This is a genomic window from Microcystis sp. LE19-10.1B (assembly GCF_027530565.1).
GTDB classification, from domain to species: domain Bacteria; phylum Cyanobacteriota; class Cyanobacteriia; order Cyanobacteriales; family Microcystaceae; genus Microcystis; species Microcystis aeruginosa.
In genome coordinates this window covers 1-9,683 of sequence record NZ_JAPZQM010000126.1, presented here as the reverse complement: position 1 = coordinate 9,683, position 9,683 = coordinate 1, and the positions used below count along the sequence as shown (strand labels likewise).

At 39.2% G+C, this 9,683-nt stretch carries 7 protein-coding genes; 1 reads left to right on the top strand and 6 read right to left on the bottom strand.

The window, feature by feature from the left end:
- Positions 1-291, bottom strand: a 291-nt coding sequence (locus tag O9332_RS04535; RefSeq protein WP_288023890.1) for an RRXRR domain-containing protein, incomplete at its 3' end; no start/stop codon positions are given.
- Positions 292-613: 322 nt separating this feature from the next.
- Entirely contained in the window at positions 614-1,468 is an 855-nt protein-coding gene (locus O9332_RS04530) for a cyanophycinase (RefSeq protein ID WP_288023887.1), read from the bottom strand.
- 373 nt (positions 1,469-1,841) lie between these two features.
- Here O9332_RS04530 and trmD point away from each other — a divergent pair, with 373 nt between their 5' ends.
- Positions 1,842-2,537 carry a tRNA (guanosine(37)-N1)-methyltransferase TrmD gene (gene trmD / locus O9332_RS04525; protein ID WP_004266771.1) on the top strand — a complete coding sequence of 232 codons (696 nt, stop codon included), beginning with the start codon at positions 1,842-1,844 and terminating at the stop codon, positions 2,535-2,537.
- Between the two features lie 46 nt (positions 2,538-2,583).
- Here trmD and pglZ read toward each other — a convergent pair whose 3' ends face one another.
- The 4 genes from pglZ to pglX form a co-directional block, all read right to left on the bottom strand.
- Positions 2,584-5,082, bottom strand: a complete 2,499-nt coding sequence (gene pglZ, locus O9332_RS04520) for a BREX-1 system phosphatase PglZ type A (protein ID WP_004266772.1) — start codon at positions 5,080-5,082, stop codon at positions 2,584-2,586.
- 39 nt (positions 5,083-5,121) lie between these two features.
- Positions 5,122-5,463 (bottom strand): XisI protein, encoded by a 342-nt coding sequence (locus O9332_RS04515; protein WP_193959344.1) that lies wholly within the window; start codon positions 5,461-5,463, stop codon positions 5,122-5,124.
- Positions 5,451-5,870, bottom strand: a complete 420-nt coding sequence (locus O9332_RS04510) for a XisH family protein (RefSeq protein WP_002766565.1) — start codon at positions 5,868-5,870, stop codon at positions 5,451-5,453. Before O9332_RS04510 ends, O9332_RS04515 begins: the two co-directional genes overlap by 13 nt.
- A gap of 105 nt (positions 5,871-5,975) precedes the next feature.
- Positions 5,976-9,539 (bottom strand): BREX-1 system adenine-specific DNA-methyltransferase PglX, encoded by a 3,564-nt coding sequence (gene pglX, locus O9332_RS04505; protein ID WP_288023881.1) that lies wholly within the window; start codon positions 9,537-9,539, stop codon positions 5,976-5,978.
- Positions 9,540-9,683: the final 144 nt, after the last annotated feature.

Below are 9,683 nucleotides of genomic sequence, written 5' to 3'. Positions count from 1 at the left end.
ATTGTCCAGGCGCTCTCTTACTCGTTTAAAAGGAAGTTCTAAGTGAGCCTTCCAAAGAGTAAAAAGGGAGGATTGAACACCAATTCCAGAGAATAATTTCCCCGGGTCAATACCAATAGCAATCGGTTGGGTTTTACTATCAGAAGGTTCATCGGTTAGCTGGACATAGAAAATATCTAAGTCGTTGAATTTACCGATAGCTTTTCCTTCCTTAATCCACCGTCTGGCCCGACTGGGTTTGGTGGGCATCAACGGTTTTCCGTCTTTTGAGATAACAGGAACTCTTGCCATGGAGATAATCCTTAAGAGTAAAGTTAAAGTCCCTTACCGCAACACAATCAAGATGTCTTGTCTAACAACGCTTTACCAATAAAGCTTAGAGAGAATCCGAACTAGGGAAGCATTCGGAGGTCTAGGCCAGATTGTGTCTCGATGCGGTAGTCTCTACTTGCGTCGCCTAAATTGGTTTAGGCAAGCCCCGTCCCTTTTAGGGCGGGGTTAGTGACGATATAGCTGGTGTTCGCTGTTGAGAAGCACAAAGAAGCCGTTGTTTATTGTCTGGTTTTCCGAGATGGGTAAACTGTTCATCGTGAACAGTTTTTCAGGAGTTTTTTTACGCCAATTTAGGGATCACTTGCTGTTTTTTGAGATGATAGCCATCACCGTAGGCAAGAATATGTACCCGCAGATTATGCAGACTCAGGGGTTCGTTTGCGGTGACGTGATGGTGGTTGGTGTGGGACATTTCCCTAGCATCAATTACCGTCACTGTACCGCAGCCGATTACTGTCATCATGCCATCTCGTTCAAACATAGCGCAGGTATCCTCATCGATGCCAATTCCTAAACGTTCGGGATAACCAGAGATAGCGCTCATTAACCGGGCCATGCGATTGCGATTGTGGAAGTGTTGATCGACAATGACTTCAGGAATGAGACCTAATCCCATGGCCATATCCACCAGGGCCCGATTGGGTGCTTCCCCGCTGCTGCCCCCAGCAATCATGTGATGACCCATAACGGCGGCCCCGGCGCTAGTTCCGGCCAGGGTTAGTTCTCCCTGTTGCACTCTTTGTCTGATTCTTTCCATCAGGGGGGTATCGGAGAGCAAACCGCATAAACGCAGCTGGTCGCCTCCGGTCATAAATACACCTGTACACTCTTCGATGTAGGCTTGGAATTGGGCATCTTCTCCCTGCACACGATCGCGAATATCGATAACTTTGACGTATTTTGCCCCCATTTCCTCGAAAATCTTCTGATAGCGATCGCCGATTAAAACCGGTTCTCTGGAAGCGGAGGGAACAATAGCGATCACTGCTTCGCTACCCCCAGCGCGATTCCAAAAGGTATGCAGTATCTCTTTACCGTGGACTTTATCCTCGGCACCTCCAATGACTAAAATCGCCGTTTTGAGAGATACGGGGGTAGGATTTTGGGAATGTTGGGTTTCTAGCTCGATGATCATGTCACTGAACGAATAGACATTTTTAGGGATGGAAGGTTTTTCGGGAAGATGGACAGGTATCTTGATGTTATTTTCCCTGAACAGTTAACGGAAAAAAATGCGGTTTAGGAATATTTTTCGGGACATCAAGCAATAGTAGAGGCGATTTTAGCAATTTTCTTCGATCCACTGGCAATGACGGACTGTTAGTTAACTTTAAGTCTAGGCTAGACTTCGATCACTCAAGCTAGAGCCAGAAAAACCCCTAGACAGTACAGCATAGTCTATCATGTTATTGAGATAGACTAGCGCAAAATTAGCAAGATTTTAACCGATCGAACCGTGACAAAATGATACATTAAACACTATCCCAGTCTAGGCCTTAGTTTTCCCCGTGCAGTTTGACATTATCACTCTCTTTCCCGATTTTTTTACTTCACCGCTGCAGTCAGGGTTGTTGGCAAAAGCTCTCGAACGCGACATCGCTAGGGTAAATTTGGTCAATCTTCGGGATTTTGCCCACGATAAACACCGTCGTGTCGATGATGAACCCTATGGTGGTGGTGTGGGAATGTTATTAAAACCAGAGCCAATTTTTGAGGCGATCGAGTCTTTAGAAATTTTACCACCCCGGGAGATCCTGCTGATGACTCCCCAGGGGGAACCGCTCAATCAAGCTTTACTGAAAACTTGGGCCGGTAGTTATCAGCAGTTAATTCTCATCTGTGGCCATTATGAAGGGGTAGATGAGCGGGTTTGTGAGCATTTGGTGACTAGAGAGGTATCTTTAGGGGATTTTGTCCTAACTTGTGGGGAAATCCCGGCTTTAGCGATTATTAACGGGGTGACGCGGTTGTTACCCGGGACGGTAGGTAAGGCAGAATCGTTGAAATTGGAGAGTTTTGAGGCAGGTATATTGGATTATCCCCAATATACCCGGCCGCCGGTCTTTCGCGGTTGGCAAGTGCCGCCGGTTTTGCGATCGGGTAATCATCAGGATATCGCTGATTGGCGCTATCAACAACAACTGGAGCGCACGAAGGAACGTCGTCCAGATCTCTGGCAAAAATGGCTAGAGGAACAGGATTAATCGCCAAAAATGCTCCCGTGGGGTGTGGGGTGTGGGGTGTGGGTACTTAAAAATCAAAATCACCGGTAAAGGAACGACGGATGGGATAGGAAACAGATTTATATTCTGTGAAATGGGAAGTATTGGTCAGTTTTTCTTCTAGTCGTAATAATACTTCTTGATTATTGATATTATTCCCTTGACTGGTTAGGATAAATCTTACTGGAAATTCTCGCTCTCTTGGATTTTCCGATGGGGAATCAAAAGTCAGTTCGTGGAGATCAGAAATTAACTCTCCTATGGGGGTATAGATGCCAGCTTTTAGCCTACGAGGTTGAACTTTATCGGTGACGGGTTTTTGTTGATAAAAAGTAACAGCTAGTTGCCCTGATGTAATGGTTGAGGTAGAGTTACGAATAATTTCCACTTCCACGGTAGAAAGATCCCCTCGTCTTTTTTTATTAACTTTAACAATGGGAATAATAATTTCCTGTAAACTTGCGCCACCATGAACAAAACGACTTCCCGATCCTTGGATTCGTAAACGACTAATAGATTTGGGAATTTGGATTTCTAGTTCTCCCGTTAAACCGATCTGTTGTGCTTTAAATTTTTTGAGTCTATCGGAGTCTTCTAGTGCTTTACCGATCAGAAAACGCCTATTTTTTTTGATGATTTTATCCCCTGGGACTTCCACCGTGGAAAAATCACTATTCTCGACATCACTATGTTGGTAAATGAACCCATGATCTGCCGTAATCAATAGGTTACTGGCATTGGCTCCCGTCAGTTTTTTAATGAGCTTATCGAGGTCAGAAAAGGTGTTTTCAACCACCTGAAAAACTTGTTTTTCTGTTGCTAATTTATCTCCGATCTGATCAATTTGATTGTGATAAACATAAACCACATCGTGATCTCGAAATAGGGAACGACTTCGATCCTGATTTAATTCTAATAATTCTTTGGCTTGAATAACTGTTGCTTTTTTTTGAATCTTTTGAAAGGCTTTTTGGATAATTTTACGCCGATTTTCTGTTCCTTGAGAGTCTTGTTGATCTACATAAACAGAATCATCAATTATTTCTAGTGTCTGATTAGGCAAAAGGGCAGCCATTCCCAGTGCAGTATAACTGGGTAAGAGAGTGATAGCAGCTTCTAGGGTGGCTTCATAACGATCCTCTTGACGAATTAAACTGACTAACTCATCCCCGATTTCATAGCGGAGAGCATCGGAAATAATGACACAAACTTTTTTATCTTTTTTCAAAAATGGTTCTACCCATTTGCTAAAAAATGACCTTTGTGAAGAGAATTCTATCTTGTTCCATTGGGTGACACTATCAACAAAGACTTGCCAAGAACTATTAAGGTTTAAAAGATAGGAATTTACATAACGGTTTTCAATTTCTTGACTAAGTTTTTCTGTCAGAGTAGGTTGAGCAGCCGCCACCAGATGATAAGTAAATTTACGGTAGAGTTGATCAATTTTAAACCAAGATTGACAATATTTTTCTAAGCCATCTTTGAGGGATTCGATGGATAAGTTAGCTTCATCTAAGACTTGAATAAACTGTGAGGCATAGTTAACAACTTCGTACAAATGTTTAAATTTTCGATACCAGTATCCTTGTTGACGCTGACGCACAATATTAATAACTTCATGAGTCGCAATGGTTCGATTACTAACCGATTGAATGAGATCATGAATTATTTTTAGGTCAATTAAGCTAAAATAATCTATTGAGATAAGTTCTTGATAACGTCGCTGGTTTAGTTTTTCCTTAATATTGAGCATTTTAGCACAATGATCGGATAAGCTTTCAAAAGATTTTTCAAATTGACGGCTATCTTTCCATCTGTTGAAAAAAATCAGGGCATCTTGTGTTAGTGTTTCCTGTCCTTCTAAGGCGTAATTATAACAGGATTTAAAGAGTTGTATGACAAAGTCTTTGATACTTAACTCTGAGGAACGATAACCATAAACTTGTTCCATTTGTTGCCAAAGAAATTTAGTTAAACCAGTGCGATCGCAGAGTTTAAATTTTTCGTCTTGTTGTTCGGCGTATTCTTTTAAGAGTTGTTCTAAAATGGAATCTAAACGGGGAGGTGCGGCAGTACAAACCGCCAACATTTTTAGGCGAATATTGGTTTTTGTGTCATGGGGTTGAAGTAATTGTTTTAGGGATTCTCGGCGTTTATTAGACAGAAAAAATTCACGATGAGGAGCAAGTACATCGGCAAATTCTGGACTTAGTTCTAATTCGTTTAGCCAAAGAGAAACTTGATCGCTGCTGAATTTTCCCTGTGCTAACTCCACATCTAGTAACCAGTTATCTAAATATTCTGGTTCTTTGCCTTCATGGTATAAGAGGAATTTTTGTTGAGGTTGTTCTTTTAAAACTCGGTATTTTAGTCCAAATTCGTTATTTTTTATCTCTATTTTTTCAATGTTTTCTAATTCTAATCTCTCGAAATCTGAGCGTAACTCTTTTTCGGTGTCATACCAAAAAACAATCCGGTGACGCTCAAAAAGTTTAGTTAAGGCTTGTTTAATCTGCTGATTCAAGGGGTTAACCTCCAAAATAGGCTGGATGTGACAGTAGGATTAAGAAATAGCAAAACTGGTAATTTTACGGCGTTCAATGGTTTTAAAAGCGAGGACAATTTGCTGAGGAGAAATGCCAAGATTGACTAATTCGTTAGCAATACCTTCTTCTGTTCCATCTTGTTGAATCCAAATTTTATTATCAATAATATTCAGATGAATTAGAGTGCCGTAGATTCTTTGGTTACGATGCCAGCCAGTTTCAATTAAAAGGTAGTGATCTCTAGTTTCATCAATCACTAATTCAATTTCACTTTCAGGATCCGAACCTAAAAAATTGCGATAATCTTCTAAAGCTTTAATAATGGCTTTTTTAAGATAAATTTTAGTTAAGTAATCCATACCACAACCTCCGCTTGATTGACATTAAAACTAAAGAGACGAATAATTTTATCTTCGATTAAAACTTGTCCTGCTTCTTCTTCAAAAATAGATTGTCGCACGTCTTCAGGAACGGCTAGATATAGCTTTCGTTCGGGTTCGTAGCGAGTTAATAAATGTTCGTATAAAACAAACTGTCCGACGGCTTCTTCTAAATCTTTCATTTCTGACGCACTGCGAAAACTCTTAATTTCAATAGCAATTTTTTCTAAATCTTTTTCGGCGGCAATTAGACGTTCTGCTCCTAAATCAACAAATAGGTTTTTTCTTCTCGCCAGCCTGATACGATAGGGATCATGAGTAATTGTCCACCCATCTTTTTGAAGGGCTTTTTTGACAATATCATGGTAATAATCACGGGCGGGCATAACTGTTCTGGGCAGCAAAATATACTTAAATCAGGAATGATAAATATTTTCTCATCCTTATCCCTAATATATCTTATTTCCGGGAATAAGGGAAGTGAGTTTATTTTAACCTAATCCTGTTATATTTTTCAGGGCTTTACCTAATTTAGTATAGTTGACTTTTACCCCATCATCAAGATCTATTTCCTTCTGGGCGATGGCTAAAGGATAGAGGGTTTCTTGTTCGTAGGTTTCTAATTCTCCGATCATTTTTTTGATTTGTTCGCTTTCTCGTAGGGCTTTGGTTTTTTCGGTTTTAGTCGCACTTGTACTAATTTCTATTTGTTGGAAGGTGTCTAGTTTTACTTCTAGTTTAAGCCGAAATTCCCGCAGATAGCTGTTAAGGACGATATTAACGGTATCAGGGCGATAACGATGGAGATAAATTAGGGCGTTAAATGTTCCTTTTGGGCTACTAAATAACCAATATATGGGACGTTTTTTATAACGTTTAGTGTGGTCATCATAAAAGTCTTTGAGAAAGTACTTTTCTAGGGATTTTCCGATCGCTTCTTCGATAAAGTTGAGGTTTTGTTGATAGTTTTTCTCCCCAAATGTGAGCCGCAGAAATTGCCGGAATTGTTCGGTTATATCATCACTAAACCAGTCCCCCTCAAGGATGGGGATAACGTTGGTTTCTGTTGGGGGAAAGGTGGGGTTTGGAATCTGTTTAAGGTAGTCTTGCAAGGTTTCTCCTTGGTTGGCTAAAATTAAGCCTTCTTTATCAAGAGAATAACGTCCAAACATACAACCCACTGAGTAGGAGATAAATTCTTTGATAGTATCTGCTAATAATCGTTTTTCTAAGTCTTCATCTATGGGAAAGTGGATAGTATTTTCCTCTTTATTTCCCACTTCCCACTTCTCACTTCCCACTTCTTTCTTATAACGATAATGGGGGTTACAGGTTAAGGTGATTTCTTTTAAGAGAACTTCGGGGGTTAATTCGTCTTCTAGTCCATAAGCTTCGATAAATATACTGTTATTTTCCTCCTCTAGTTTCTGCATTGCTAAGGTCATTTCTTGCCATTTCTGGCGGAGGTTTTGATAAGTTTCTTTCAGGGAAGTGGAAAGTGGAAAGCGGGTATTTTGTTCTAGGTTTTCACTTCCCACTCTCAAAAGTGGAAGGGTGGTAAAATCCCACGAGGTTTCGTATGAGTTCCAGTCTTGTTTTGATATGTTGACTAATTTAAAAATTTTGTCTTGATCTAAACTATGGTCAAGTTTTATATAAGGAACTTTTGCGACATCACCAGATTGAAAATTTAAGGTTGGATTAATTTCTGAATACAACTTTGTAAAAACTTTTGAATTCATAAAAATTAAAAGAGAAAATAATGTTTCTTTATCTCCAAATATGCAGCATCCCCCATTATCAAATATATAACCTGAGCCAAAATTTCTAATACTAAAATTACTTGATGTTACAGTAGACCATGTTAGTCCGGGTTTGAAAAAAAATTGTTCATTAGCAATAACTGAATGTGGAATTGCTTTTATTTCTTCTCCTTTATTAAACCAATTAATTAAATATTCGTTAAAACCATACCATTTTCGGAAACCTCCTCCTTTATTATAAGGAATCCATTTTTTATTATTCTTTACTACTTCATCAACTGATAAATAATTAATTGCACAATTATTTATATTAACTTCAACCCAAAATCTTAAAAATCTATTATTGTCTGTTGTCGTATTTCCTTTTCTAGGAAAGGCTATTTTTCCTATTGGGGTTCCTTTTTCAAAAATTTCTAAGACTCTATCACTCACCCAATAAGCGATCGCATTTCCTGGAATCTTCTTAAAATCACTAGCAGAAGCGCGGTAATATTGATTCTCTCTTTTTCTTTGTAAAAATCTAGGTGATTGTTCTTCAGCAGTTCCTAAATAATCAAGATCAAAAAATGCCCCTTTATAATTATCATTATGGTGTTTATTTATCGTAAAAGCACAAATAGCAACAATAGCTGAATCGAAAAAAGCAGTATAAGAGGGTTTTACTAAAGACGTTAAAGTACAATTGTCTAAAATATGTTTTCTTAACTTTTCATAGGAACTTAAAAACATCCAAGTAAAAGGAGTCATAAATCCTGTAAATCCGTTATTTTTACATAATTCTAAACAACGCGCCATAAAAGCAGAAAATAGATCCGATTTTACCTCACTATAATTATCCTGTAAAAAAGCCTTTAACCGATTATTCATCCCCTTGTTACCCATATAGGGGGGATTAGCCACAACAAGGTGATACTTAGGACTTAAAAAATCCGCCATATTTAACACATCTATTACCTTCTCGTGGGTTTTATATAACAATAACTGACTAGCGACATTGCGCTCATTTAATAACCCTATCATCCCCTGTACATCCGTCACCGTAGGACGAATTAACGCCCCAAAATTATCCGCCTCCTTAAACTCATGTAGTGTTTCTAATAAAGGCGCAGTAAACAAATCGCGCCCGACAAAATCTAGATAAGGCTGTAGATCTTTTTCAGAAAACTCAACTTTTTTCAACACACAAATATTAGGCTGGATGGGTTTACGAAAAAATCGTCTTTCCTTTTCCCTCGCTTTCATGGTTAATGCAAATGCTGCCAAACTTCCCGCCCGTTCATCAATTTCTATGCCATAGAGATTATGGGTTAAAATCTTGCTAGGAATCTCATTTGCTGTATAACCTTCTTCCTCATATATTGCATAAAGTAAATCAAAAGCATAGACTAAAATATGTCCCGAACCACAAGCAGGATCACAGATTTTTATATCTTCAGGCGAGTTGATTTTTAAGTACCCATCTCCCACTTCCCACTTCCCACTATCCACATAATAGGACATTGACTCAACTAACCGAGACTGAGGACGGTTTAACATCCATAAACGCCCCAGGGAATTTTCTACTAAATAACGGACAATCCAATGAGGAGTAAATAACTGAGTTGCCGCTGGAATATTCTGGGGAGTGATTTTTTTATTATTTTTTAGTCCCTCAAAAACCTCGTCTTTTTTCTCAGAGATATAAAACTGATATAACCACCCAATCACCTCCACACTCTCACAATTTTCTGGAGTCATTGCCTCACGAGTATAAGCTAAAATTGAATTACCCGATAATAAATCATCGGGCATCAATAACTCGGTATAATCATCAATTCGTTCAAATAAATAGGGCATCAACTGATGATAATAATTACACACTCCTACAATTAATAAACGATAGGCTTCCCCTTGAGCATCATAACTCGGTGCAGTTCCGCTTAATAAATCAAAAATCTGCTTTCTGACCTGTTTATTGAGCATTTCCTCGTCAATATGTCCCGTTTTCGCCTCAGCCAAGATTTCTGGCTGAAACTGCCCCTCAGCAGCGGACACAACCCTAATGGAGTGATAGCGGTTACTATCCATAAACCGCAAGGCACAAAAACGGTTAAACCAAGTATAGGCAACCTGTTCAATAAGCTGTTCTTTGCCTAAAACTTCGATTTTTTCGGCTAACTTGCTGATAGCTTTGGGATTTTCTCGTCTTGCGGCGCTATTTTCACCTAAGACCACTTCTAACTTAGTCGTCATCTGTTCTCTGAGATAACGACGGGCATACTGAGCGAATTTTTTAAGTCTTGATGTATCCATAAGTAGGGTCTGCTGAAAAAGTTTGTTGGTGGGGGCAGGGTGTGGGGTGTAGGGTGTAGGGTGTAGGGTTTTACCGATTTTGAGGTAGTCAGTTACCTAATTTTCAGGGAAAAAGTACCTGAATTTTACCCCCGATCACTCCAA

Coding starts and splice junctions, on each gene's coding strand:
- O9332_RS04530 (WP_288023887.1), bottom strand. CDS start 1,468: ATGATCATCGAGCTAGAAACCCAACATTCCCAAAATCCTACCCCCGTA.
- O9332_RS04515 (WP_193959344.1), bottom strand. CDS start 5,463: ATGGATTACTTAACTAAAATTTATCTTAAAAAAGCCATTATTAAAGCT.
- O9332_RS04510 (WP_002766565.1), bottom strand. CDS start 5,870: ATGCCCGCCCGTGATTATTACCATGATATTGTCAAAAAAGCCCTTCAA.
- pglX (WP_288023881.1), bottom strand. CDS start 9,539: ATGGATACATCAAGACTTAAAAAATTCGCTCAGTATGCCCGTCGTTAT.